Origin of the sequence: Mitsuaria sp. BK041 (assembly GCF_014193085.1) — a bacterium.
Lineage (GTDB): Bacteria > Pseudomonadota > Gammaproteobacteria > Burkholderiales > Burkholderiaceae_C > Roseateles.
The window spans coordinates 231,082-256,855 of the sequence record NZ_JACHYT010000002.1; the positions used below are offsets into that span (position 1 = coordinate 231,082).

21 protein-coding genes and 1 other RNA gene are annotated in these 25,774 nt (G+C 70.5%); 5 read left to right on the top strand and 17 right to left on the bottom strand.

The window, feature by feature from the left end:
* Positions 1 to 2: 2 nt before the first annotated feature.
* The 14 genes from FHT38_RS16940 to FHT38_RS17005 form a co-directional block, all read right to left on the bottom strand.
* A complete protein-coding gene (locus tag FHT38_RS16940) occupies positions 3 to 839 on the bottom strand; it encodes a cell division protein FtsQ/DivIB (RefSeq protein WP_091726003.1) in 837 nt (278 codons plus the stop codon).
* A gap of 43 nt (positions 840 to 882) precedes the next feature.
* On the bottom strand, positions 883 to 1,890 hold the full coding sequence (locus FHT38_RS16945) for a D-alanine--D-alanine ligase (protein ID WP_183492634.1): 1,008 nt from the start codon (positions 1,888 to 1,890) through the stop codon (positions 883 to 885).
* Complete coding sequence (gene murC / locus FHT38_RS16950) at positions 1,887 to 3,317, bottom strand: UDP-N-acetylmuramate--L-alanine ligase (protein ID WP_183492635.1); 1,431 nt, start codon at positions 3,315 to 3,317, stop codon at positions 1,887 to 1,889. The genes FHT38_RS16945 and murC overlap by 4 nt, the downstream gene beginning before the upstream one ends.
* Positions 3,314 to 4,432 (bottom strand): undecaprenyldiphospho-muramoylpentapeptide beta-N-acetylglucosaminyltransferase, encoded by a 1,119-nt coding sequence (gene murG, locus FHT38_RS16955; protein ID WP_091726016.1) that lies wholly within the window; start codon positions 4,430 to 4,432, stop codon positions 3,314 to 3,316. Before murG ends, murC begins: the two co-directional genes overlap by 4 nt.
* On the bottom strand, positions 4,429 to 5,706 hold the full coding sequence (gene ftsW / locus FHT38_RS16960; protein WP_183492636.1) for a putative lipid II flippase FtsW: 1,278 nt from the start codon (positions 5,704 to 5,706) through the stop codon (positions 4,429 to 4,431). The genes murG and ftsW overlap by 4 nt, the downstream gene beginning before the upstream one ends.
* Positions 5,703 to 7,646 carry a UDP-N-acetylmuramoyl-L-alanine--D-glutamate ligase gene (gene murD / locus FHT38_RS16965; protein WP_255488839.1) on the bottom strand — a complete coding sequence of 648 codons (1,944 nt, stop codon included), beginning with the start codon at positions 7,644 to 7,646 and terminating at the stop codon, positions 5,703 to 5,705. The genes ftsW and murD overlap by 4 nt, the downstream gene beginning before the upstream one ends.
* 16 nt (positions 7,647 to 7,662) lie before the next feature.
* The gene (gene mraY, locus FHT38_RS16970; RefSeq protein WP_091726023.1) at positions 7,663 to 8,841 is read right to left on the bottom strand and encodes a phospho-N-acetylmuramoyl-pentapeptide-transferase; all 1,179 of its coding nucleotides are present in this window, start codon (positions 8,839 to 8,841) and stop codon (positions 7,663 to 7,665) included.
* Positions 8,831 to 10,267: a UDP-N-acetylmuramoyl-tripeptide--D-alanyl-D-alanine ligase gene (gene murF, locus FHT38_RS16975; protein WP_183493574.1), complete on the bottom strand. Its 1,437-nt coding sequence runs from the start codon at positions 10,265 to 10,267 to the stop codon at positions 8,831 to 8,833. The genes mraY and murF overlap by 11 nt, the downstream gene beginning before the upstream one ends.
* 56 nt (positions 10,268 to 10,323) lie before the next feature.
* Positions 10,324 to 11,835, bottom strand: coding sequence for a UDP-N-acetylmuramoyl-L-alanyl-D-glutamate--2,6-diaminopimelate ligase (locus FHT38_RS16980; RefSeq protein ID WP_183492637.1), 1,512 nt, complete (start codon positions 11,833 to 11,835; stop codon positions 10,324 to 10,326).
* Between the two features lie 13 nt (positions 11,836 to 11,848).
* Positions 11,849 to 13,654, bottom strand: a complete 1,806-nt coding sequence (locus FHT38_RS16985; RefSeq protein ID WP_183493575.1) for a penicillin-binding protein 2 — start codon at positions 13,652 to 13,654, stop codon at positions 11,849 to 11,851.
* The gene (gene ftsL / locus FHT38_RS16990) at positions 13,654 to 13,974 is read right to left on the bottom strand and encodes a cell division protein FtsL (protein ID WP_221213850.1); all 321 of its coding nucleotides are present in this window, start codon (positions 13,972 to 13,974) and stop codon (positions 13,654 to 13,656) included. Before ftsL ends, FHT38_RS16985 begins: the two co-directional genes overlap by 1 nt.
* Positions 13,971 to 14,978, bottom strand: coding sequence for a 16S rRNA (cytosine(1402)-N(4))-methyltransferase RsmH (gene rsmH / locus FHT38_RS16995; RefSeq protein ID WP_183492638.1), 1,008 nt, complete (start codon positions 14,976 to 14,978; stop codon positions 13,971 to 13,973). Before rsmH ends, ftsL begins: the two co-directional genes overlap by 4 nt.
* A 5-nt stretch (positions 14,979 to 14,983) precedes the next feature.
* The gene (mraZ, locus tag FHT38_RS17000; protein ID WP_233218122.1) at positions 14,984 to 15,424 is read right to left on the bottom strand and encodes a division/cell wall cluster transcriptional repressor MraZ; all 441 of its coding nucleotides are present in this window, start codon (positions 15,422 to 15,424) and stop codon (positions 14,984 to 14,986) included.
* A gap of 374 nt (positions 15,425 to 15,798) precedes the next feature.
* Positions 15,799 to 16,914, bottom strand: a complete 1,116-nt coding sequence (locus FHT38_RS17005; RefSeq protein ID WP_183493576.1) for an MBL fold metallo-hydrolase — start codon at positions 16,912 to 16,914, stop codon at positions 15,799 to 15,801.
* Between the two features lie 260 nt (positions 16,915 to 17,174).
* Between FHT38_RS17005 and FHT38_RS17010 the strand changes: the two genes are divergently transcribed.
* Positions 17,175 to 17,804: a TetR/AcrR family transcriptional regulator gene (locus tag FHT38_RS17010; RefSeq protein WP_183493577.1), complete on the top strand. Its 630-nt coding sequence runs from the start codon at positions 17,175 to 17,177 to the stop codon at positions 17,802 to 17,804.
* A gap of 118 nt (positions 17,805 to 17,922) precedes the next feature.
* On the opposite strand, the gene FHT38_RS25670 is transcribed toward FHT38_RS17010, so the two are convergent.
* From FHT38_RS25670 to FHT38_RS17025, 3 genes are all read right to left on the bottom strand, one after another.
* Positions 17,923 to 19,743 carry a methyl-accepting chemotaxis protein gene (locus tag FHT38_RS25670; RefSeq protein ID WP_175538321.1) on the bottom strand — a complete coding sequence of 607 codons (1,821 nt, stop codon included), beginning with the start codon at positions 19,741 to 19,743 and terminating at the stop codon, positions 17,923 to 17,925.
* A gap of 256 nt (positions 19,744 to 19,999) precedes the next feature.
* The gene (locus FHT38_RS17020) at positions 20,000 to 20,965 is read right to left on the bottom strand and encodes a carbonic anhydrase (RefSeq protein WP_183492639.1); all 966 of its coding nucleotides are present in this window, start codon (positions 20,963 to 20,965) and stop codon (positions 20,000 to 20,002) included.
* A 130-nt stretch (positions 20,966 to 21,095) separates the two neighbouring features.
* A complete protein-coding gene (locus FHT38_RS17025) occupies positions 21,096 to 22,313 on the bottom strand; it encodes a multidrug effflux MFS transporter (RefSeq protein ID WP_091726045.1) in 1,218 nt (405 codons plus the stop codon).
* Positions 22,314 to 22,519: 206 nt separating this feature from the next.
* On the opposite strand from FHT38_RS17025, the gene FHT38_RS17030 reads away from it, so the two are divergent.
* From FHT38_RS17030 to FHT38_RS17045, 4 genes are all read left to right on the top strand, one after another.
* Positions 22,520 to 23,494 (top strand): Gfo/Idh/MocA family protein, encoded by a 975-nt coding sequence (locus FHT38_RS17030; protein ID WP_183492640.1) that lies wholly within the window; start codon positions 22,520 to 22,522, stop codon positions 23,492 to 23,494.
* A gap of 153 nt (positions 23,495 to 23,647) precedes the next feature.
* An RNA gene (gene rnpB / locus FHT38_RS17035) (RNase P RNA component class A) lies at positions 23,648 to 23,983 on the top strand.
* A gap of 87 nt (positions 23,984 to 24,070) precedes the next feature.
* Positions 24,071 to 24,538, top strand: a complete 468-nt coding sequence (locus FHT38_RS17040; RefSeq protein WP_183492641.1) for a GNAT family N-acetyltransferase — start codon at positions 24,071 to 24,073, stop codon at positions 24,536 to 24,538.
* A gap of 130 nt (positions 24,539 to 24,668) precedes the next feature.
* Positions 24,669 to 25,766 (top strand): acyltransferase, encoded by a 1,098-nt coding sequence (locus FHT38_RS17045; protein WP_183492642.1) that lies wholly within the window; start codon positions 24,669 to 24,671, stop codon positions 25,764 to 25,766.
* Positions 25,767 to 25,774 lie beyond the last annotated feature (8 nt).

The following is a 25,774-nucleotide window of genomic DNA, read 5'->3' on the forward strand; positions in this document are numbered from 1 at the left end:
CCTCAATTCTTCTTGGCGCCCTTGGGCGCAGTGGTAACCGTCGTCACGCCGGCGAGCCGGACCGCATATCCGGATTCGTGGCGGAGGTCCGCCGATACCAGCGACGTGCGGTAGCGGGCGGTGATCTGCGGAATGCTGGCGATGAACTGGCCAAACCGGGCCACGACTTCAGCCTCGCTGCCCCGGCCGAGTTCAACGACCGCTCCCTTTTCCAGCGTGGCCTTCCAGGAACCGCGACCCGACAAATCCAGCCGGGCCACCCCTTCATCCAGTTTCCCGTGGGTCATGGGATCGAGCTGGCGCCACATCGCCAGCATCGCCGCCGACGATTTGGCCGGCCCGGCCAGGGTCGGCAGGTCTTCGTCCTCGACATCGCCCAGATTCGCCTCGAAGACCTCGCCGAAACTGTTGACCAGCCGGGTATCGACGACCGCGTCGCTGTCGGCATCGGCGTTCTCGGCCTTGGTTTCCCAATAGGCGGCGGGGCGGTGCTCCTCGAGCGCCACCACCAGGTGCAGCGGCCAGACGCGGCGCACCGTCGCATGACGCACCCAGGGCACGGCCTCGAAGGCGGCGCGCGCCTGCTGCAGGTTCATCGTCAGGAAGTTGCCCGACAGCCGCGGCAGCGCGTTCGCACGCAGCGAGGCGCTGCTGTTGCGGCTCACGTCGCCCTCGACGGTGATGGACTTGATCGAGAACGCCGGCTGCCGCGCCAGCCAATGCACCCCCACCGCCGCCGCGGCCAGCGCCACGGCGAGCAGCAGCAGGCCGGCCACCCCGTTCATCACTCGGATGTCCGGCGGCAGCGGGCTGGCGGTGTGGGTGAAGGTGGCGCCCATGGGGGTGGTGGCGGTGGCTCGGGGGTGTCCTGTCAGCCGGCGTTCAGGCCTGGCTGTCCAGCCGCGCCTGCGACAGCAGGTACAGGCACAGCTTGGGATAGGAGATGCCGACGGCCGCGGCCGCCTTGGGCACCAGCGAGTGGGAGGTCATGCCCGGCGAGGTGTTGATCTCGAGCAGGAAGAGCTGGCCGTCGGACCTGCGTCGCATCACGTCGACCCGCCCCCAGCCGCGCGCGCCCAGCGAGCGGTAGGCGGCCAGCACCAGCTGCTGCACCCGGGCCTGCTCCTCGGGCGGCAACTGGCCGACGAGGTATTGCGTGGTGTCGGTGAAGTACTTGTTCTGGTAGTCGTAGTTGCCGCCTTCGGCCCGGATCTCGATGACCGGCAGCGCGATGGCGCCGGCGCCCTCGCCCAGCACCGGGCAGGTCAGTTCGGCGCCGTCGACGAACTCCTCGCACAGCACCTCGGCGTCGTACCTGGCCGCGAGCTCGACCGCCGCCTGCATGTCCGAATACCCCATCACCTTGGTCGCGCCGATCGACGAGCCCTCGTGCGGCGGCTTGACGAAGACCGGCAGGCCGAGTTCGTCCGGCACGGTGCGCACGCGCTCGCGCTGCAGCTCGTCGCGCCGCAGGCTCACCCAGCGCGGCGTGGACAGCTGGTCGGCCAGCCAGACGCGCTTGGTCGTGATCTTGTCCATCGCGATGGCCGAGGCCATCACGCCGGAGCCGGTGTAGGGAATGCCCATCAGCTCGAGCGCGCCCTGCACCGTGCCGTCTTCGCCGTGGCGGCCGTGCAGCGCGATGAAGGCGCGCTGGAAGCCTTCGGCCTTGAGTTCGAGCAGGTTGCGCTCGCCCGGATCGAAGGCGTGCGCATCGACGCCTTCGGACTGCAGCGCGGCCAGCACGCCGCTGCCCGACATCAGCGAGACCTCGCGCTCGGCCGAGTCGCCGCCGAAGAGCACGGCCACCTTGCCGAGCGCCTTGGCGTCGATGCGGCCGATGGCCAGCTGCTGAGAGAGCGTCGAGTGGGTGTCGAGGGCTGCGGTCATGCGCGGCCTCCCTTCGTCATGAGTTCAACGGTGCGCGCGGGAACGGCGGCGATCGAGCCGGCCCCCATCACGATCACCACATCGCCGGCGCGCGCCTGGTGGGCGATCGCCTGCGGCAGCCCCTGCCAGTCGCCGACGAAGCCGGCCACGGTGCCGCGGTCCGACACCGCGCGCGCCAGGCTTTCGCCGCTGATGCCGGGCAGCGGGGACTCGCTGGCGGCATAGATCTCGGTCAGCAGCACGCCGTCGGCCTGCGACAGCACCTCGGCGAAGGCCTCGAAGCAATCGCGGGTGCGGGTGTAGCGATGCGGCTGGAAGGCCAGCAGCAGGCGGCGGCCGGGATAGGCGCCGCGCGCAGCCTGCAGCACGGCCTGCATCTCGACCGGGTGATGGCCGTAGTCGTCGATCAGCAGCGCGGTGCCCGCGACGCCATCGGCCGCCGCCACCGGCAGCTCGCCATAGGACTGGAAGCGCCGGCCCACGCCGCCGAAGTTCGCCAAGCCCTGCAGCAGCGCGGCATCGTCCAGGCCCAGTTCCATCGCCATCGCGATCACCGACAGCGCGTTCAGCACGTTGTGCTGCCCGTTCAGGCGCAGCCGCACGTCCAGCGCGGGCAACTCGCGCCCCTGGCGGTCGCGGCGCAGCGCGGTGAAGCGCATGCCGCCGCCGGCCTCGGCGCGCACCTCGGTCGCGCGCACCGCGTTGTCCTCGCCCAGTCCGTACAGGACCACCGGGCGCGACACCATCGGCACGATGCTGCGCACGCCGGCGTCGTCGCCGCACAGCACCGCGGCGCCCCAGAAGGGCATCAGGTGCAGGAAGTCGACGAAGGCCTGACGCAGACGGGCCATGTCGTGCCCGTAGGTGTCCATGTGGTCCGCGTCGATGTTGGTGATGATCGCCAGCTGCGGCAGCAGGTGCAGGAAGGACGCGTCCGATTCGTCGGCCTCGACCACCATGTGCGGCCCGCTGCCCAGCGCCGCGTTCGCGCCCGCCGCCAGCAACTGGCCGCCGATCGCGTAGCTCGGATCGAGCCCGGCCTGCAGCATCACCGTGGTCAGCAGCGAGGTCGTCGTCGTCTTGCCATGCGTGCCGGCCACCGCGATGCCCAGGCGCGGCCGCATCAGCTCGGCCAGCATCTGCGCGCGCAGCAGGACGGGGATGCCGTGCTGGTGGGCGGCCATCAGCTCGGGGTTGTCGGCCTTGATGGCGCTGGACTTGACCAGCACCTGCGCGTCGCCGACATGCTGGGCCGCATGGCCGATCTGCACGTCGACGCCCAGCGCGCGCAGGCGGCGCGTGGTGTCGCTCTCGCCCTGGTCGGAGCCGCTGACGCGGTAGCCCTGCGCGGCCAGCAGCTCGGCGATGCCGCTCATGCCGGCACCGCCGATGCCGGTGAAATGGATGTGCTGGATGGCGTGCTTCATGCGCGCGCTCCGTTCCCGGCGCCGCCGGAGCGGGCGCCCTTGGCGGCGACCAGCGCCTCGAGTTCATCGGCCACGCGCGAGGCCGCGCGCGGACGCGCCAGCGAGCGCGCCTTCGAGGCCATCGCCAGCCAGTGCTCGCGCGGCTGCTGCAACAGGTCGAAGAGCGATTGCGCGCTCAGCTCGCCCTGCGGCAGGTGCGTGCCGGCGCCATGCTGCGCCATGTACTGCGCGTTGTCGCGCTGGTGCGAGGTCGTGCTGACGACCAGCGGCACCAGGATGCTGGCGACGCCGGCGGCGCACAGCTCGGACACCGTCACCGCGCCGGCGCGGCAGATCACCACGTCGGCCTCGGCCAGGCGCGTGGCCATGTCGGTGATGAAGGGCACGACCTCGGCCTGCACGCCGGCCTTGGCGTAGGCCGCCTGCACCAGCGGGAAGTTGGCCTCGCCGGTCTGGTGCGTGACCATCGGGCGCTGGTGCTCGTCCCACAGCGCGAGCGTCTGCGGCAGCACGTCGTTGATCGCGCGCGCGCCCAGCGAGCCGCCCACGACCAGCACCTTCAGCGGTCCGTTGCGGTCGGCGAAGCGCAGCTCGGGCGCGGGCAGATCCTCGATCTCGGCGCGCACCGGGTTGCCGGTGACGACGCTCTTCTTCTGCTGCGCGGCGGCCAGGCCGTCGAAGCCGAAGGCGATCTTGCGCGCCACCGGCGCCAGCGCCTTGTTGGACAGCAGCAGCGCCGCATCGGCGTTCACCAGCATCAGCGGGCGACGCATCACCCAGGCCATCAGGCCGCCGGGGAAGCAGACATAGCCGCCCATGCCCAGCACCGCGTCGGCCCTGCGGGCGGCGAAGATGTTGGCGCTCTGCGCGAAGGCCTTGAACAGCCGCACGACGCCCAGCAGCGAGTGCTTCAGGCCCTTGCCGCGCAGGCCGGCGAAGGACAACCGGTCCATCGGCAGACCCGACGGCGGCACCAGCTTGTTCTCCATGCCGGCCTCGGTGCCGAGCCAGGAGACGGTCCAGCCGCGGCGCTGCATCTCGGCCGCGACCGCGAGCCCCGGGATCACATGCCCGCCCGTTCCAGCGGCCATCACGACGAGGTGGCGAGTACTCATGCCCTCCCCCCTCGCATCAACTGTCGGTTCTCGATATCGATTCGCACGCAGATCGCCAATGCAATGCAGTTCAGGACGGTGGCCGAGCCGCCGTAGCTCATCAGCGGCAGCGTCAGGCCCTTGGTCGGCAGCGCGCCCAGGTTCACGCCCATGTTGATGAAGGCCTGGCCGCCCATCCAGATGCCGATGCCCTGCGCATACAGGCCCGCGAAGACGCGGTCCAGCGCCACCGCCTGCCGGCCGATGTGGAACAGCCGGCGCGACAGCCAGAAGAAGGCGAAGATCACGATCGCCACGCCGATGAAGCCGAGCTCCTCGCCGATGACGGCGAGCAGGAAGTCGGTGTGGGCCTCGGGCAGGTAGTGCAGCTTCTCCAGGCTGGATCCCAGGCCCTGGCCGAAGAACTCGCCGCGGCCGAAGGCGATCAGCGAGTGCGTCAGCTGGTAGGCCTTGCCCTGCGCGTACTTCTCGTCCCACGGGTTCAGGTAGGCAAAGATGCGCTCGCGGCGGAAGTCGCTGAAGGTGATCATCAGCACGAAGGCGCCGATCAGCACCGCCACGCTGAGGAAGAACATGCGGCCGTTGACGCCCCCCAGGAACAGGATGCCCATCGCGATCGCCGCGATCACCATGAAGGCGCCCATGTCCGGCTCGGCCAGCAGCAGCATGCCGGTGAAGGCCAGCGCGGCGGCCATCGGCCACACGGCGCGCACGAAGTTCTCCTTCACCTCCATCTTGCGGACCATGTAGTTGGCCGCGTACATCGCGATGGCCAGCTTGGCCAGCTCGGAGGGCTGGAAGTTCATGACGCCCAGCGGCAGCCAGCGGCGCGCGCCGTTGACGCCTTTGCCCACATGCGGGATCAGCACGATCATCAGCAGCGCCAGCGCGATGACGAAGATCTTGGGCGCGTGGCGCTCCCAGAAGCTCACCGGCACCATCACGGTGATCCATCCCGCCAGCAGGCCGATCGCGATGAACAGGCTCTGCCGCACGAAGAAGTGCATCGGCGCGTACTTCGCGAACTTGGGGTTGTCCGGCAGCGCGATCGACGCCGAATAGACCATCAGCAGGCCCAGCGCCAGCAGCGCCAGCACGACCCAGACCAGCGTCAGGTCGAAGCCGAGGATGCGGGTGGGCTGGCCGGCGGAGGTCGAGACCCAGTCGCGCACCGGCACGTCGACGCCGCCAGCGCCGCCAGCGGTCGCCGGGCGGCGCGAAAGCAGCGCGCGGACGCGCTCGTTGAGCTGCTCGAGGACGGTCGCGGCGCTCATCCGACGAAGCCCTCGTCTTCGGCCAGCTCGCGCACGGTGGCGATGAACACCTCGGCGCGATGGGCGTAGTTGCGGAACATGTCCAGGCTGGCGCAGGCCGGGCTCAGCAGCACGCTGTCGCCGGACTGCGCCTGCGCGAGCGCCCAGTGCGTCGCCGCCTCGAGCGACTCATGGCGATGCATGAGCACGCCGCTGTCCTGGAGCGCCGCCTCGATCTGCGGCGCGTCGCGCCCGATCAGCGCCACCGCGCGCGCATGCAGCGCGATCGGCGTGGCCAGCGGGGAGAAGTCCTGCCCCTTGCCGTCGCCGCCCAGGATCATCACCAGCTTGGCCGGCGCGCGGTCGGCGCCCAGGCCCATCACCGCCGCGACGGTCGCGCCGACGTTGGTGCCCTTGGAGTCGTCGTAGAAGTCCACGCCCTTGATCGCGGTGACGAACTCGACGCGGTGCGGCTCGCCGCGGTACTCGCGCAGGCCGTGCAGCATCGGCGCCAGCGGGCAGCCGATCGACGAGGCCAGCGCCAGCGCCGCCAGCGCGTTGGCCGCGTTGTGGCGGCCGCGCACGCGCAGCGCGTCGGCCGGCATCAGGCGCTGGATCAGCAGTTCGTCCTCGTCGTCCTTGCGGCGCTTCAGGCCCTTGAGTTCCTCTTCCTGCTCGCGGGCGCGGACCAGCCAGGCCATGCCGTTCTCGACCAGCAGGCCGAAGTCGCCCGGGCGACGCGGCGCGTCCAGGCCGAAGCGGACCACCTCGCGCTCGACGGTTTTGGCGGGCCGGCCCCGGCCCTGCTTCACCACGACCGGCGCGGGCACCAGCGCTTCGACCTCGGGATCGTCGCGGTTGATCACCAGCACGCCGTGCTCGCCGAAGATGCGGCCCTTGGCCCGCGCGTAGGCCGGCATGTCGCCGTGCCAGTCCAGGTGGTCCTGCGTGATGTTGAGCACCGCGCCGGCGCTGGGCTCGAAGCCCTTCACGCCATCGAGCTGGAAGCTCGACAGCTCCAGCACCCAGACCTGCGGCAGCACCTCGAATTCCGCCGGCTTGGGCGGTGGCGGCTTGATCGGCAGCGGCTGCTCGTCGAGCAGCTCGGCCACGGCCTCGAGCGCGCTGCGCTCGTCGGCCGGGGCCTGCGCGGCCAGCGTCTCGACGGGCGCTTCCGTCGGCGCCTCGATTGGCATTTCGACCGGCGCATCGGCCGTCGCTTCGATCGGCGCTTCGAGCAGCGCCTCCTCGGATGCCTCGGCCGGTGTTTCCGTGGAGGCTTCGGCGGACGCATCGACCGGCGCCAGCAGCGCCTCGGCGTTCGGCACCTCGGCCGCGTCCGAGCCCGGGGCTGCGCTCACCGCCTCGACCGCCAGGTCGACGACGGCCTCGATCTCGGCCTCCTTCGGCTGCGGCATCGGCTCCTTGTCGAGCGCGTCGCTCAACGTGCCCAGCAGCGTCGGGCCGATGTTGCCGGCCATCGCCACGCGGCGGCCCGCACGCTCGACCAGCAGCGCGGTCATGCTGGTGGTCGTCGTCTTGCCGTTGGTGCCGGTGATCGCGAGCACGCCGGGCTCGTAGCGGTACAGCGTCTTGAGCTCGGCCAGTGCCTGCGCGAACAGCTCCAGCTCGCCGCGCACGCGCAGGCCGATCTCCTCGGCGCGTGCCAGCAGCGGCTTGAGCCGCGCATCCAGCGGCGACAGGCCGGGGCTCTTCAGCAGCACCCAGCTGTGATCGATCGAGGCCAGCAGCTCCGGCGTGAACTCGCCATGCACGAAGGCCGCCTCGGGCAGCCGCTCGCGCAGCGCAGCGAGCTGCGGCGGCTGCTCGCGGCTATCCCACACCGTCACGCGCGCGCCCAGGCGCGCGGCCCAGGCCGCCATCGCGAGCCCGGAATCACCCAGGCCCAGCACGAACGCGTGCCGGTCCTGGTAGAGGGTGGGGAAGCGGATCGGGGTCATCGTCGTCGCGTCCCGATCAGCGCAGCTTCAGGCTGGCCAGGCCCACCAGGCACAGCAGCATCGTGATGATCCAGAACCGGATGACGACCTGCGTCTCCTTCCAGCCCGACTTCTCGAAGTGGTGGTGCAGCGGCGCCATCTTGAAGATGCGCCGGCCCTCGCCGTACTTCTTCTTCGTGTACTTGAACCAGGTCACCTGCAGCATCACCGACAGCACCTCGGCGACGAAGACGCCGCCCATGATGCCCAGCACGATCTCCTGGCGCGTGATCACGGCCAGCGTGCCCAGGCCGCCGCCCAGCGCCAGCGCGCCGACGTCGCCCATGAAGACCTGCGCCGGATGCGCGTTGAACCACAGGAAGGCCAGGCCAGCGCCCGCGAGCGCGGCGCAGAAGATCAGCAGCTCGCCGGCGCCCGGAATGTAGGGGAACAGCAGGTAGCGGCTGTAGACCGACGAGCCGGTCACGTACGCGAAGACGCCCAGCGCCGAGCCCACCATCACCACCGGCATGATGGCCAGGCCGTCCAGGCCGTCGGTGAAGTTCACCGCATTGCTGGTGCCCACGATCACGAGGTAGGACAGGCCGATGAAGCCGAACACGCCCAGCGGATAGCTGATCGACTTGAAGAACGGCAGCATCAGGTCGGCCTTGGGCGGAAGCTCGGTCGAGAAGCCGCTGGTGACCCAGCGGAAGAACAGCTGCACGACGCCGAGGAAGCTGGTCTCCGAGACGCTGAAGGCCAGGTAGATCGCGGCGATCAGGCCGATGATCGACTGCCACAGGAACTTCTCCCGCGAGCGCATGCCCTCGGGGTCCTTGTTGACGACCTTGCGGTAGTCGTCGACCCAGCCGATCAGGCCGAAGCCCATGGTCACCAGCATCACCACCCAGACGAAGCGGTTGGACCAGTCGAACCACAGCAGCGTCGAGATGCCGATGCCGATCAGCACCAGCACGCCGCCCATGGTCGGGGTGCCGCTCTTGGCCAGGTGCTGCTGCACGCCGTACTCGCGGATCGGCTGGCCGATCTTGAGTTCGGTCAGGCGGCGGATCACCCACGGGCCGAAGGCCAGGCCGATCAGCAGCGCCGTCAGCGCCGCCATCACCGCGCGGAAGGTGATGTACTGGAAGACGCGCAGGAACCCCAGTTCAGGGAAATAGGTCTGCAGCCACTGGGCCAGACTAAGCAGCATGGGGGTCTCCTGGGCCGCCGGACTGCAAGGCGGCCACGATCTGTTCCATCTTCATGAAGCGCGAGCCCTTCACGAGGATGTTCTGTACTTGCGGCGCGTCCTTCAGCGCGCCGATCAGCTCGGCGACGCTGTCGAACGCGCGGGCACCCGCGCCGTAGGCGGACGCGGCATCCCGCGCCGCGGCTCCGGCGGTCCACAGCGCCGACAGGCCCTGGTCCGCCGCATGCGCGCCGACCTCCTGGTGGAAGGCCGGGCCCTGCTCGCCGACCTCGCCCATGTCGCCGAGGATCAGCCAGGACGCGCCCGGCAGTTCGGCCAGCACGTCGATGGCGGCGCGCACGCTGTCGGGGTTGGCGTTGTAGCTGTCGTCGATGAGCGTGACGCGGCGGCCCTGCCACACCGCCGTCTGCAGCGCGGAGCGGCCCTTGACCGCCTTGAAGGCCTGCAGCCCGTCGCGGATCGCCGCCAGCGGCGCGCCGGCCGCCAGCGTGCAGGCCGCCGCGGCCAGCGCGTTGCGCACGTTGTGCTGGCCGGCCATCGCCAGGGCCACCGGCACGGTGCCGGCCGGCGTCAGGATCTCGATCGCCCAGTGGCCGGCGGCGCCCGCGGCGGCGCTCGCCTCGGTCGGCGCGACCCACTGCGCGCGGCCCATCACGTCGGCCTGGCCTTGCAGGGCGAAGCTGAGCGTGCCGCGGCCGGCGGCCTGTTCCTGCCACACCGGCGCGCAGGGATCCTCGGCCGGGAACACCGCCACGCCGGCGGTGCCCAGCGCGCCGATCACCGCGCCGTTCTCGCGCGCGACGGCCTCGACCGTGTGCATGAACTCCTGGTGCTCGCGCTGCGCGTTGTTGACCAGCGCTACCGTCGGCTGCGTCATCGCGGCCAGCGGCGCGATCTCGCCCGGGTGGTTCATGCCGAGCTCGACGACCGCGGCGCGATGCCACACGACCTCGTTCTGGCGCAGGCGCAGCAGCGTCAGCGGCACGCCGATCTCGTTGTTGAAGTTGCCCTCGGTCGCGAGCATCGCCGCGTCGCCCAGCCAGGCGCGCAGGATGGACGCGATCATCTGCGTCACCGTGGTCTTGCCGTTGCTGCCCGTGACCGCGATGACGGGCAGGTGCTGCTGCTCGCGCCAGGCCTGCGACAGCAGGCCCAGCGCCACCTTCGCGTCGGGCACCAGCAGTCCGTCCAGGCCGGCCTCGGCCAGGCCGCGCTCGGCCAGGGCCGCGGCGGCGCCGCTGGCCTTGGCCTGGGCCAGGAAGTCGTTGGCATCGAAGCGCTCGCCACGCAGCGCGACGAACAGGTCGCCGGCGCGCAGCGTGCGGGTGTCGGTGTGCACGCGCAGCAGCGGCGTGGCCGGATCGCCGACCAGCGTGGTCGCTGGCAGCAGCGGCGACAGCAGCGCGAAGGCGCGGCCCAGCGTCATGAAGGGAACCGCCGGCGCGCCCGGCGCGGTCGAGGCGATGGTCGTGGTGGCGTCGCTCACAGCCCCGCCCTTTCGATCAGCGCGGCCCGCGCGGCCTGCACGTCGGAGAACGCGCGGCGCTCGCCGTGGATCTCCTGGTAGTCCTCGTGGCCCTTGCCGGCGATCAGCACGACGTCGCGCGCACCCGCCTGGTCCACCGCGTGCGCGATCGCCACGGCGCGGTCCGCGATCACCTCGCGCGCCGCATCCGCCGGCAGGCCGGCCTCGATGTCGGCCAGGATCTTCAGCGGATCCTCGGTGCGCGGGTTGTCGCTGGTCAGCACGACCTGCGCCGCCAGCTTCGCCGCGATTGCGCCCATCAGCGGACGCTTGCCCGGATCGCGGTCGCCGCCGCAGCCGAAGACGACGCGCAAGGCGCCGCCGCGCGCCGCGGCCAGCGGTTGCAGCGCGCCCAGCGCCTTCTCGAGCGCGTCCGGCGTGTGGGCGTAGTCGACCACCACCTGCGGCAGCTCGCGGCCGCTGCCCACCCGCTGCATGCGGCCCGGCACCGGCGTGACCAGCGCCGCCACGCGGGCGATGTCGTCCAGGCCATGGCCCAGCGCCCGCAGGCCGGCGATGACGCCCAGCAGGTTGGACACGTTGTAGTCGCCGATCAGGCCGGTCTGCACCGGCACCGACGCGGCGCCCTCGCGCAGCGTGAAGGCCAGCCCGTGCGCGTCATGGCGCAGCTCGGTGGCGCTCAGGCGCGCGTCGGCGCGGTCCAGGCCGTAGGTCCAGACGTCCAGCCGGCCCGCGGCGCCCAGCTCGGCCGCCAGTTCGGCGCCCTTGGGATCGTCCAGGTTCAGCACCGCGGCCTTCAGGCCCTCCCACGCGAAGAGCTTGCGCTTGGCCGCCCAGTAGGCGTCCATGACGCCGTGGTAGTCCAGGTGGTCCTGTGTGAAGTTGGTGAACAGCGCGACCTGGATGTGAGTGCCGGTCAGCCGGTGTTCTTCGATGCCGATCGACGAGGCCTCGATCGCGCAGGCGCCGAAACCGTCGTCGGCCATGCGCTTGAAGGCTTCCTGCAGCCGCACCGGATCGGGCGTCGTCAGGCCGGTGGCCTCGATCGAAGCATTCGTCGTCGCGCCCGGCACCGGCGGCTGGCCCACGCCCAGCGTGCCGATCACGCCGCAGCGCGCGCCCAGCAGCGTCAGCGCCTGCGCGATCCACCAGGCGCTGGAGGTCTTGCCGTTGGTGCCGGTCACGGCCAGCACGCTCAGCCGCTGGCTGGGCTCGCCGTAGAAGGCCGAGGCGATGCGGCCGCAGTTGGCCTTGAGGTCGGGCAGCGACGCGATGCGCGCGTCGGTGAAACCGTACTCGGCCGCGCCGGCGTGCTCGACCAGCGCGGTCGCCGCGCCCGCGGCCAGCGCGCCGGCGACGAACTGGCGGGCGTCCTTCGCGTAGCCGGGCCAGGCGATGAACGCGTCGCCGGCGCCGACGGCGCGGCTGTCCGTGCGCAGCTGGCCGCTGGGCGTCCATTCCAGGAGCCAGCGGGCGGCGGCTTCAGGGGATTTCAGGTGCATCAACATGGTTCGTGCCCGCTCAGAAACTCTCGTCGACGGCTTGCAGCCGTTGCTGCGCCACGATCTGCGGCTTGACGTCCAGGTCGGGCGGCTCGCCCAGCAGGCGCAGCGTCTGGGCCACCACCTGGCTGAACACCGGTCCGGCGACGGCGCCGCCGAAGTACTGGCCGTTCTTCGGCTCGTCGACCATCACCGCCACGATGATGCGCGGCTTGGAAATCGGTGCGATGCCCACGAACCAGGAACGGTATTTGTGGCTCGCATAGCCCTTGCCTTCCTGCTTGTGGGCGGTGCCGGACTTGCCGCCGACGCTGTAGCCCTGGACCATCGCCTGCGGCGCGGTGCCGCCCGGGCCGGCCGCCATCTGCAGCATGCCGCGGATCTCCGCGGCGACCTTGGGGCTGAAGACCTTGATGCCCACCACCGGCTGGTCCGCCGGATGCTTGGTCATCGTGATCGGGATGATGTCGCCGTCGCGCGCGAACACCGTGTACGCGCGCGCCAGCTGCAGCAGCGAGGCCGACAGGCCGTAGCCGTAGCTCATCGTCGCCTGCTCGATCGGCCGCCAGCTTTTCCACGGCCGCAGCTTGCCGGTCACCGCGCCGGGGAAGTCGATCTGCGGGCGCTGGCCCAGGCCGATCGCGGTGAACATCTCGTGCATCTCGCGCGGCTGCATCATCAGCGCCAGCCGCGCCGCGCCGATGTTGCTGGACTTCTGGATCACCTGCTGCACGGTCAGGTCGCCGTGCGGGTGCGCATCGGTGGGCGACCAGCCCGAGATCACCACGCTGCGCGGGCCGGTGCTCAGCATCGTGTCGGGACGCACGCGGCCGGTCTCCAGCGCCAGGCCGGCGGTGAACGGCTTCATCGTCGAGCCGGGCTCGAAGACGTCGGTCAGCGCGCGGTTGCGCAGTTGCTCGCCGGACAGATTCTGGCGGTGGCCAGGGTCGTAGCTGGGGTAGTTGGCCAGCGCGAGGATCTCGCCGGTATGCACGTCCAGCACCACCACCGAGCCGGCCTTGGCCTTGTTCTCGGCCACCGCGTCGCGCACGCGCTGGTAGGCGAAGAACTGCACCTTGGCGTCGATCGACAGCTCGATGTCCTTGCCGTTGGTCTCGGGCACGCGCTCGCCGATGTCCTCGACGACGCGCCCCAGCCGGTCGCGCACGACCGAGCGCGAGCCGTCGCGCCCCTGCAGGTCCTTCTGGAAGGCCAGCTCGATGCCCTCCTGGCCCTTTTCCTCGATGTTGGTGAAGCCGACGATGTGCGCGGCGGCCTCGCCCTCGGGATACTGGCGCTTGTACTCGCGGTCCTGGAACACGCCCTTGAGGCCGAGCTCCTTGATCTTGCGCGCGGTCTCGTCGTCGGCCTGGCGACGCAGGAAGACGAAGCGGCTGTTCGGATCCAGCCGCTTGTCGAGCTCGGCGCGCGACATGTCCAGGATCTTGGCGAGCTGGCGGCGCTTCTCGGGATCGGTGTCGACCTCCTTGGGGAAGGCCCAGATCGACGGCACCGCGACGCTGGCGGCGAGCACCTGCCCGCTGCGGTCGCTGATCTTGCCGCGGCTGGCCGGCAGCTCCATCTTGTGGGCGTAGCGGGCCTCGCCCTGACGCTGGAAGAAGTCCTCGCCGATCAGCTGGATGTAGGCGGCGCGCGCCAGCAAGCCGGTGAACGCCAGGCCCACCAGCGCGACCAGGAAGCGCGACCGCCACGGCGGCGTCTTGGACGCCAGCAGCGGGCTGCTGGAATAGCTGACGCCGCGCGTGGGCGCGTTGCGGGCCGCGCCGCGCGCGCCCTGGCCGAGCTTCTTGCCAAGTCTGCCGATCACCGCGCCGCTCCCTGCGGGGCACGCATGCCGCGCACACCGCTGGCTTCGATCGCCGGCGCGTCCGGATTGAAGGTGATCGCGGGCGAGATGGGCCGCATCTTCAACCGCTCCCGCGCGACCTGCTCCACGCGCAGGTTGGTCGCCTGCGCCTGGCGGTCGGCCATCAGCTTCTGGTAGTCGGCCTCCAGCCGGCGGCCCTCGGTCTGCGCGCGGTCCAGTTCGGTGAACAGCCGGCGCGACTCGTAGGCGCTGCGCACCATGTAGATGCCGGAGACCATCACCGCGACGAGCAGCAGCAGGTTCAGACGGCCGATCATCGACGGCCTCCCTTCTTCTGCTTGCCGGTGGACTCGGGCGCCGGCGCCGGGATCGGCGCCTCGGTGCGCTCGGCCACGCGCAGGATCGCGGAGCGCGCGCGCGGGTTGCCCTGCACCTCGGCCTCGCTGGGCATGACGCGGGCGATGGCGCGCAGCGGTTGCGGCCTGGGCGCGGCGAAGGGGGCGCGGCGGTCGAACTCCTCCTTGCTGTGCGAGGCGATGAAGTTCTTGACGATGCGGTCTTCCAGCGAATGGAAGCTGATCACCGCCAGCCGGCCGCCCGGCTTGAGCCGCGCCAGCGCCGCGTTCAATCCCTGCTGCAGTTCCTCAAGCTCGGCGTTGACGAATATCCGTAGAGCCTGAAATGTGCGCGTTGAAGGGTCCTTGCCCGGCTCGCGGGTTTTGACCGCACCAGCCACGACTTGGGAAAGCTCGGCGGTTGTCCGGACAGGACGCCCACCTTCCCGGCGAGCCACAAGCGCCTTTGCAATCGGGAGAGCAAACCGTTCTTCGCCATAGTCGCGGATCACCTGTGCGAGTTGGGACACCTCCGCCCGGGCGATGAAGTCCGCGGCGCTTTCGCCCCGCGTCGTGTCCATGCGCATGTCGAGGGGGCCGTCGAAGCGGAAGCTGAAGCCGCGCTCCGGGTTGTCGATCTGCGGGCTGGAGACGCCCAGGTCCAGCAGGATGCCGTCGACCAGGCCGACGCCCAGCGCGTCGAGTTGCGCGGCCATGTCGGCGAACGCGCTGTGGCAAATGTGGAAACGCGGGTCGTCGACCCGCGTTGGTCCGGAGGTCGCGGCCGCGACCGCCTCGGGGTCGCGGTCGATCGCGATCAGGCGCCCCTCCTCCCCGAGCCGCGACAGCAGCAGCCGCGAATGGCCGCCGCGTCCGAAGGTGCCGTCGACGTAGATGCCAGCGGGTGTCGTGAACGCGCCGTCGACCGTCTCGTGCAGCAGCACGGTCGTGTGGGTGAAGGCGGCGGGGGTGGACTGCTCGCTCATGAGGCTCAGAAGCTGAAGTCCTGGAGCACGGCCGGCATCTCGGACTGCATGATGGCGGCCTCGTGCGCGGCATAGGCCTGGGCATCCCAGAGCTCGAAGTGGCTGCCCATGCCCAGCAGCATGGTGTCCTTCTGCAGTCCGGCCGAGGCGCGCAGTTCCGGTGCGATCAGCACGCGGGCGGCGGCATCGATCTCGACATCCTGCGCGTTGCCGAGGAAGACGCGCTTCCAGCCGGCGGCGGACATCGGCAGCGCGGCGACCTTGTCGCGGAACTGCTCCCAGGCGGGACGGGGGAAGACCATGAGGCAGCCTTCCGGGTGCTTGGTCAGCGTCAGCTGGCCGCCGCACAGCGCCTGCAGGACCTCGCGGTGCCGCGCAGGGACGGTCAAGCGCCCCTTGGCGTCCAACGCCAAGGCACTCGCCCCCTGAAACACGACATTCGCCACTTTGCCCCACCGAATTGCACTTTCTCCCACTTTAATGGCGAGACCGGCGCCGGTCAAGGAAATTTGGCGTTTTTCCCAATCAAATCAATTACTTAGCCAGCATTCTCACGCCATTGCGCAAAATAAAAGTCGTTCTAAATGAAGGACTTAACAAACGGTGTGGAAGTGATGGATCAACTGAAATCGGCAGTCGTACCCGCTTGAAACCGTGGCCGCCGGCACCGCTGCGGCAAGGCGCGGGTTCCCCGATCGGTGCGAGATCGGAGCCGCCCCACCCCTCCGGCGGCCGCCGGAAGGGGAACAAAGTGGGAGAAAGGAAAAAGCCCGGCACTGGCCGGGCTTTCGTTCAGTCGGAGCGCGCCGCAGCGCTGGGATCACGGCATCGCCGAAGACGCGGCGGGGGACGGGGTGGCAGCGGTCGCTGTCGCGTCGACCACGCCGCCCTGCCACCAGGCCGGCGTCGGTCCCGGCTGCTCGATCGCCATCGGCGCGCCGATCACCGGCGTCACCAGCTCCACCTTGCGCAGCCGCGCCAGCGCGCTGATGCGCTCGAACGGGTCCTGCCAGCGGTGCATCGCCAGGTCGAAGGTGCCGTTGTGGATGGGCAGCAGCCGCTGCCCCTTCAGATCGATGTGCGCCTGCATCGTCTGCTCCGGCTGCATGTGCACGTAGGGCCAGCGCGGGTCGTAGGCGCCAGTCTCCATCAGGGTCAGGTCGAACGGGCCGAAGCGCTCGCCGATCGCCTTGAAGCCGTCGAAGTAGCCCGTGTCGCCGCTGAAGAACACCCGCAGGTCGCCGTCTATCAGCACCCACGAGGCCCACAGCGTCGAGTTGCGGTCGCTCAGCCCCCGGCCGGAGAAATGCTGCGCCGGGGTGGCCGTCAACTGCACGCCGGCGATCGACGTCCCCTGCCACCAATCGAACTGCTGCACCTTGGCCGCGGGCACGCCCCAGTCGATCAGGCGCTGGCCCACGCCCAGCGGCGTCAGGAAGCGGCGGACCTTGGGCGCCAGCGCCAGCACGGTGTCGTGGTCGAGGTGGTCGTAATGGTCGTGCGAGAGGATCACCGCCTCGATCTCAGGCAGCTCGTCGAGCGCGATCGGCGGCGCGTGGAAGCGCTTCGGCCCCATCCACGAGAACGGCGACGCGCGCTCCGAGAAGACCGGGTCGGTGAGCCAGAAGCGGCCGCGCAGCTTCAGCAGCACCGTCGAGTGGCCCAGCCGGAACAGCGTCCGGTCGGGCGCGGCCAGCAACTGGTCCTTGGTCAGCGCCTGCACCTCGATCGGCCGGTCCGGCACGGTGCCGGCGGGCTTGTGGAACATGACATCCCAGAAGATCCCGAGCATCTTCCAGAAGCCCTGTTCGGGCTCGACCGCCGGATTGTGGAACCGGCCCTGCGCCCATTGAGGCGACTGCTCGCGGGAGGGTTGGCCTCCCTCCGGCGCGGGGGTGGACGGCCCATTCGAGGGCACCGGGGTGGGCGAGGACATCACACGGGAAGCGGTCATGGCGAGGGCTCCAACAATCAGGACGGCGACGACGCCGCTCAGCGCGGTGAGCGACAGCGGCAGCAGCGAACGGAGGACGGGGGTCAGGCTCATCTGAAACTTGCACTACACAGTGTAGTTTTGGCGAGTGTAGGCAGGCGAGCCGGAAAAGTAAACTCCCCGGTGTAAGATTGCGCCCCATGACTGCCGACGCCCCTCTCCCCGCTCCCAGCCCTGCCGTCGAGCCGCCTGCCGACGAGGCGATGGGCGGCGACGCCGAGCGGATGCGCCTGACAGACCGCAAGCGCCAGGCGATCGTGGACGCGGCGATCGCGGAGTTCCGCGAGCATGGCTTCGAGGTCGCGAACATGGACCGCATCGCAGGCCGGGCGCAGGTGTCCAAGCGCACCGTCTACAACCACTTCAGCGGCAAGGACGCGCTGTTCGACGCGATCCTGGAGCGCCTCTGGGCCGCGACGGAGGCGCAGGTGACGCTGGCCTACCGCGCCGACCGCCCGCTGCGCGAGCAGTTGCTGATGCTCATCGACCAGAAGCTGGCGATGAGCGGCGACCCGCAGTTCCTCGACCTGGCGCGGGTGCTGATCGCCGAGGCGATCCACGCGCCGCAGCGGGCGCGGGACATGTTGGGCCGGCTGGGGGGACGCGAAGAGGGATTGACCGTGTGGATCCGTGCGGCGATGGCCGACGGGCGCTTGAAGGCCGGCGACGCGGCTTTCGCAGCGGCGCAGCTGCAGGCGCTGGTCAAGGGCTTCGCGTTCTGGCCGCAGATCACCATGGGGCAGCTCCCGTTGGACGCGGCGCAGCAGCGTCAGGTCGCGGATTCGGCGGCTGACATGTTCCTGTGCTTCTACGCGGTGGAAGCGGGGGGCTGAAGTTCCCCCCTCTTGGGCGTTCGCCGGGGAGACCCCTCACCCCTACCCTCTCCCCGCCCGGCGGGGAGAGGGAGTTCCTCGAAGGGGGCTGGGCTTGTGGGCGACGCTGGCGGGTGGGTCAGAAGTCCGTAGGTCCGGACTGACCGGCACTCAGGCGGAAGGTGCCGACCACGTCGGCCAGCTTCTGGGCCTGGTCCTTGAGGCTCTCGGCGGCGGCGGCCGATTCCTCGACCAGCGACGCGTTCTGCTGCGTGACCTGGTCGAGCTGCGCCACCGCCACGTTGACCTGCCCGATGCCGTGGCTCTGCTCCTGCGCGGTGTGGCTGATCTCGCCGATCATCTGCGCCACCCGCTGCACGCTGCCCACCACCTCGTTCATCGTCTCGCCGGCGGTCGAGACCTGCCGCGTGCCGGTCTCGACACGCTCGACGCTGGCGGTGATCAGCGACTTGATCTCCTTGGCCGCGCCGGCCGAGCGCTGCGCCAGCGCCCGCACCTCGCCCGCCACCACCGCGAAGCCGCGGCCCTGCTCGCCGGCGCGCGCCGCCTCCACCGCCGCGTTCAGCGCCAGGATGTTGGTCTGGAACGCGATGCCGTCGATGACGCCGATGATGTCGCCGATCTGGCGCGAGCTGGTGCTGATCTCCTGCATCGTCGAGACCACCTGCCCCATCGCCTCGCCGCCCTGGCGCGCGACGCGGCTGGCGGTGTCAGCCAGCTGGCGCGCCTGGTCGGCATTGGCGGCGCTGTTGGCGACGGTGCTGTTGAGCTCCTCCATGGAGCTGGCCGTCTCCTGCAGGTTGCTGGCCGTCTCCTCGGTGCGCTGGCTCAGGTCGTGGTTGCCGGCGGCGATCTGGCGCGAGGCGACCGCGATCGACTGGCTGGTCTCGCGCACCTGCAGCATCACCTGCTCGATCTTGTGGACGAACTGGTTGAAGCCACGGGAGATGTCGGCGATCTCGTCCTCGCCGCGCACCTGCAGGCGCTGGCTGAGGTCGCCCTCGCCGGCGCCGATGTCGTTCATCGCGCGCTTGATGCCGGCCAGGCCGCTCAGCAGCGCGCCGACGGCCGCGGCCGCCACCAGCGCCGCCACCGCCGTCACCACCAGCATCGTCAGGCCCGCGTTGCGCAGCACGTCCGACAGCGCCGCCAGCGCCTCGTTGCGCTCGGCCGCGGCCACCAGCACCCAGTCGGTGCCGGGCACATCCACGGCCTTCAGGAAGAAGCGATGCTCCCCCACCTCGGCCAGCGTCGGCTCGTCGCCGTGCGCGGTCGTCAGCAGCGCGCCGTCGATCGCCGCCGACAGGTCCTTCACCGGCTTGAGCGTCAGGGCCGCGTCCGGGTGGGCGATCACGGTGCCCTGCTTGTCCAGCAGCATCGCGAAGCCGCTGGCGGTCGGCTTGATCGACTTCATCGTCGCGACGATGTCGTCCAGCGCCACGTCGGTGCCGGTCACCGCCTTGAGCTCGCCGCCCGCGCGCACCGCGCTGGCGAAGGTCACGACCAGCTTCTTGCTGGAGGCCGCCACGTAGGGCGCGGTGATCACCGGCTGGTCGGTCGCGGAGGCCAGCTTGTACCAGCCGCGGCCGGTCGGGTCGTAGTCGGCGGGACGCTGGCGGTCGGGGATGGAGATCATCCGCTTGTCAGCGCCGCCGACATAGGCCAGATCCAGGCGCCCGGACTGCAGCGCCTGCGTCAGCACCGGACGGGGGTCCTCGAGCTGCGCGGCCGGCGCCATCGCGGCGACCACGTCCTTCTGCGTCTTCACCCATGCGGCAACGCCGTTGGCGTTGGCGGTGGCGAGGTCGGTCAACTGGGCCTGCACCTGGCGACGGGCGTGATCGCGCACGGCCCAGTAGCTGGCGAAGGTGGCGAGCGCGACGGCGGCGACGACGATCAGGATGCTGATCGCGATCAGGCGCGACTTGATGGTCTTCATCACGGCGGGGGTGTCCTGGGGGGATGGGGCGCCCCTCCACGGAGGGAAAGGGCAATTGAGGTTCCGGCCGCGCCGTCCATGACCAAGATCAAACGCGTGATGGCTTCTGGCGCGCGGCGGCCGGGATTGTGCGGTGAGCGCCAGCGATAACCAAGGGTTTCCACCAAGAAGACGGCCGACGCCGTGACGCTCGTCACGGCGTCGGCCCAAGCGGGAGACAACGCTCCCACGGCTCAGCCATCGAGGGCGCGGGCCCTCAGTTCGATTCCTTGATGAGGCGGCCAGACTGCGCCTGCAGCGGCCGCGCGTTCATCGGGTACAGGTGCGAGAACACCGAGATCTGCTGGGTCGACAGCTGCACCGGCTGGCGCAGCACCAGCCACAGCACGCCCTCGGTGCAGGGCGGCGTCGTCAGCGAGCCCATGTAGGAGAAGTAGCCCCGCTCCGCGGGCAGCAGCTGGTTGAGGTCGATCGGCACCGGCGCGTTGTAGGTGTCGCCGCGCTCCAGCGGCAGGTGGTTCCAGACCGTCTGGATCAGCGCCTGATCCTGGCCGCGCTCCAGCAGCACCGCCAGGACGGCGAGCCGGCCCTCGGCATCCTTGTGGACGAGGTGGGCCACCATGTCGTACTGGCGGCCGTTGATGCGCTCCTCGCTGGGGCGATGGAAATGGAACTGCTGCAACTCGTAGCGCCGGCCCATGATCTGCAGCGAGTTGCCCGGCGCCACGTTCACCTGGACCGTGTGGCCGTTGTCCACCACCGAGAAGGCGCTGGACTTGTAGTCGAAGCGGATGCGCTCCTGGTCGACCTTGATGGTGTCGCGCAGGTCGATGGGGCTCTGCCGGGTGCCGATCGCGCATTGGCGGAATTCGGGCTCGAGTTGGCCCCAGCGGTCGGGCGCCCCCTCGCCGGTGTAGGCCCAGGGCGTGGTCGACCGGGCGGCCGAGGCCGCCGCCGCCGGCTTGGCCGCCGCGCGGCGCGCGCGCTGGTCGACCGGGTTGTTCGTGCGGACGTCGGCCGGCGCCTTCTTCGCGTTCAGCTTGAGGCTGGCCGCATCGTCCTTGAGGCGCTCCGCGAGGCGGTCGCGCAGCGGCTCGCCCGCCTCGGCGGCGGTGGCCGCCTTGGGCGCGGGCGCGTCGGCGGCCAGGGCCGGGCCGCCGGACAGCAGGGACAGACACAGGACGGCCGGCAACCAGGTGCCGAGGCCGGGACGGTGGGACATGGATCGCTCCGCAGGACTTCGGTGTGCCCGCCGTCGGCGGGATGCGCGACGGCGCCCGGACGCGAGTCCGGCGCACCTTCCCTATTTCGGAGGATGGCCGGCCTTCTTGAGGGTGACCGGCGGGCGGACGTCACGCCGCGGGCGTGGACACCTCGCGCTTGACCCAGGTCCAGGCGACCAGACCGATGCACATCATCCCGGCCGAGGCGAGGGCCAGGGTCAGCATGGAATGCATCACCAGCGGCACCAGCACGCCGGCGACCAGCCCGTTGGCGGCGCTGCCGATGCAGGCCTGCAGGGAAGACGCCATGCCGCGGCGCTCGGGCGCCTGGTCCAGCACCAGCAGCGTCACCACCGGCACCATCAGCGCCCAGCCGAAGGCGAAGCTGCTGATCAGCGGGAAGGCCCAGAACACGCTGTGCGGCAGCGTCAGGTTGCAGACGATGTTGGCGATGGACGTGAAGCCCATGATGAAGAAGCCGCGCCGGATCTGCTTGCGCGGCGCGATCTGGCCAGCCAGGCGGCCGCTGAGCCAGGCGCCGCCCATGATCCCGCCGATGCTGAACAGGAAGAACCAGAAGAACTGCGTGGGCGCCAGGCCCAGGTGCTCGCCCAGGAACACCGGCGCGGCCAGCACGTACAGGAACATGCCGTTGAACGGGATGCCGCTGGCCAGCGCCAGCAGCAGGAAGCGGCGGCTGCCCACCAGCGAGCGGTAGCCGCGCAGCAGCGAGCCGACGTGGAAGGGCTGGCGGTGGTCGCGGTGCAGCGTCTCGGGCATCAGGCGCCAGGTGACGGCGAACAGCAGCGCGCCGACGAAGACCAGGAACCAGAAGATCGCGTGCCAGTCGGCGTGGACGTAGAGGAAGCCGCCGATCATCGGCGCGATCGCGGGCGCCAGGCCGAAGAAGATCGTCACCTGGGACATCACCCGCTGCGCCTCGGAGGGCGGGAACATGTCGCGGATGATGGCGCGCGAGACCACCACCCCCGCACCCGCGGACAGGCCCTGCACGGTGCGCCAGAACACCAACTGGCCGATGCTGCCCGCGAGCGCGCAGCCCATCGACGACAGCGCGAACACCGCCATGCCCCACAGCACCACCGGGCGCCGGCCGAAGCTGTCGGACAGCGCGCCGTGGAACAGGTTCATCACCGCGAAGCCCAGCAGGTAGCCGGACAGGGTCTGCTGCATCTCGATCGGCGTGGCGTCGAGCGCCTTGGCGATGCCGGCGAAGGCCGGGATGTAGGTATCGATCGAGAAGGGCCCCACCGTGGCCAGCGCGGCCAGCAGGATGGCGAGGGCCCAGCGTGGCGCGCGCCACAGTTGGCTGGCTTCGGGATTCATGCGTGGGGCGATGCGAGCGTGCGAGAAGCCGCCGACGATACCTCCGCCCGGCCTGTCGCACCGGCCGTCATGCCGCCCGGGCACACCGCTTGCGGGACGGGCGTGCGCGAGTCGCCCGGGTCCGCCGAGCGGCGGCCCGCGCTGTGGCGGCCCCCCTACACTGCGGGGCTTTTGCGGAACTTCGGGCGGAGACGGCGGTGCCAGGCGTGTTGAGCATTGGGGTGGTGGGACTGGGCGTGATGGGCCAGCGGATGCTGGCGCGGCTGGCCGGGCATGCGCGACTGCGCGTCACCCAGGTCTGGGACGAGAACCCGGTGGTGCTGGCGCAGGTGCTGGCGAACGACCCGATGCTGCGCGCCGCCAGCAGCGCCGAGGCGCTGATCCGCGAGCCCGGCCTGCACGGCCTGTACATCGCCACGCCGCCGGGGCCGCACATCGCGCTGTCCGAGCGTGCCTTCGACGCCGGGCTGCCGGTGCTGTGCGAGAAGCCGCTCACCACCGACTTCGCCGCCGCCCGCGCCTGCATCGAGCGCATCGAGCAGGAGCGGCGCCGGGCCGCGGTCAACTATTCGCTCGCGTCGTCGACCGGCCTGGCGCAGTTGCAGCTGGCCTTCGGCGCGGCGTCGCGGCGGCCGCTCGGAGCGCTGCTGGATGTGCGCATCGACCTGCGCTTCGCCGCCTGGCCGCGGCCCTGGCAGGCCGGCGCGGGCGCCTGGCTGTCGCAGCGCGCCGAGGGCGGCTTCACGCGCGAGGTGCTGTCGCATTTCATCTTCGTGCTGCAGCGGGTGCTGGGCCCGGCGCGCGTCGTGCGCAGCGAGGTCGTGTATCCGGCGGACGGCATTGGCTCGGAGCTGTCCGTCGAGGCGGAGCTGAGCGCGGCGGGCGTGCCGGTCATGATCAGCGCGGGCATCGGCGGCGAGCGCGCGGACGACAACCGCATGCTGTGGCGCGCCAGCGAAGGCGAGATCGAGTTGCGGGACTGGTTCGGCGTGACGCAGCAGCGCCAGGGCGAGCGTGTGCAGAGCCTGGGCGACGCCGAGACCCTGCGCATGAACGGCATGACCGACCAGCTCGGTCACTGGGCCGCGATGTTGGAAGGCCGCTCGCACAGCCTGCCCGGCTTCGCCGAAGCGCTCGCAGTCCAGCAAACCATCGAAGCGATCCTTGCAGGCAAGTCCTGACACCAAACGCACCGCGTGGCCGAAGCGGTTTCGCTTTGGGATGCCCCGCTAGGCGCGAACCGGAGCCATAGCTCAGCTATGGTGAGGATTCGCAACGACGCGGGGCGCCCAAAGCGAAGCCGAGGCGGCCACGCGGTTAAACTCTCGCCCCGTGAAGCAAGCCAGACCGCCGCTGGTGCAAGCGTGGAAACACGGCACTGGAGGAAGGTCCGGACTGCATAGAGCGGCGTAGCAGCTAACGGCTGCCCGGCGAAAGCCGAGGATCAGAGCAACAGAGACGAGTCGGGACCGGTGCAAGCCGGTTTCGGGTGAAACGGGCAATCTCTACGCGCAGCAACACCAAGTAGGCCAGCGTTGATGCGGCTCGCAGAGCTGGCGGGTAGGTGGCACCGAGCCGGGCAGTGATGCCCGGCCCAGATGAATGGCGGTCACGCGGCGAATCGCAAGAGGAGCCGCGCACAGAATCCGGCCTATCGGCTTGCTTCACCTTTATGACGATTTGCAAGCGAACGTTGGCTTGCAAAGGCTTTCAGGGATTTCCCGCGCACTGGGCACATCGGTTGCTACCGTGCAGGCATGCAGATCGAACCCCTGGACCCCCACAGCCCCGCCGCGATGTCCCTGCTGGCGCAGTCGGACGCGTACATGGCGGCCCTCTACCCCGGCGAAAGCAACCACCTCTTGGATCCCCAGGCGCTGGCCCAGCCGCAGGTGCGCTTCATTGGCGTCTGGCTCGCGGAATGGCTGGCCGGCTGCGCGGCGGTGAAGGTCGTCGACGACGATGCCGACGGCCCATACGGCGAGATCAAGCGGGTCTTCGTCCAACCGCATTTCCGGGGACGCGGCATTTCCAAGGTGCTGATGGAAGAGCTCGAGTCCCATCTCAGGGCACGAGGCATCGGACTGGCGCGCCTGGAAACCGGCGTGCACCAGCCGGAGGCACTCAAGCTCTACGAGCGCCTGGGTTATGACCGCCGCGCTCCCTTCGGCGACTACACCGACGACCCGCTGTCCGTCTTCATGGAAAAGCGCCTGTCGGCCTGAGGCCGCCCTCCCCCCTAGAACCTAGTCCCCTCGACGAGTTCCCCCGCCCTGGGGGACGGGCGACGGCCACGCGGGCCGGCGTCGACATACCGTGCGGTCTGCCCTGGTTTTCCCGCAGCAGCGCCGCCCGATGGCCCCGACCGACCGCCACGCTCCCAAGCTCGCCTCCATCGAGGCCGCCCGCGCGATCGCCGCGCTGGCGGTGGTGCTGATGCACGCGACGCACCTGATGCGGGTGCCGCAGTTCTCGGGCCAGGTCGCGCTCGGCGGCCTGTTCGACTTCGGTTATGCCGGCGTCGACTTCTTCTTCGTCCTGAGCGGCTTCATCATCACCTTCGTCCACCACGCGGAGCTCGGCGGCGGCGCGGCGCGCTGCCCGGGCTACCTGTGGAAGCGCTTCGTGCGCGTGTTCCCGATCTACTGGATGGTGCTGGCGATGACCGCCGGCCCGTCGATCCTGGCCCGTCTGGCGACCGGGCGCACGCCGGTCTCGGAACTGGGCGCCGACGACCTCCCCGGCACGCTGCTGCTGTGGATCGGCGGTGGCGCGCCGGAATACGTCGGCGTGGCCTGGTCGCTGCAGTACGAGGTGCTCTTCTACCTGAGCTTATGCGTGCTGCTGCTGCACCTGCGCGGCGGCCTGGCGCTGTACGCGCTGTGGGCCGCGCTGGTGGTCGCGCAGGCCTTCGGCCAGTTGCCGGCCGCCCTGCCCTGGAAGCTCGGCGATCCGCACTGCCTGCAGTTCCTGATGGGCGTCGCCACCGGGCTGATGGCACGTCGCGCGACGCTGCCGCTGGTGCGGGGGCAATGGCTGCTGGCGGCCGCGGCCTTCGTCGCCGCGGTGCTCTATGAACGGCTCGGGCCGCAGGGGCCGCATGCCTTCGGCGGCCGCGTGGCGCTGGGGCTGGCCTCGGCGCTGGTGCTCGCGACGCTGGTCGCGATGGAGCGGCGCCGACCGGTGCGCGTGCCGACGCTGCTCGTCCAGCTGGGCGCGGCCTCGTACTCGCTGTACCTCGCGCACTGCCTGCTGATCAACATCGTGCTCGCGTCGATGGCCAAGGTCGGCCTCTATCACGCGCTGCCCGAGGCGCTCGTCTTCTCGATCGCGGTCCTGGCGGCCGTCACCGGCGGCTGGCTGATCGGGCGCTGCCTCGAACTGCCGGTGGTCGCGTGGCTGCGGCGGCGGCGCTCGCCACCGGCCGTGCCCGCGCCCGCGATCGCGGCCTGAGCGACGCC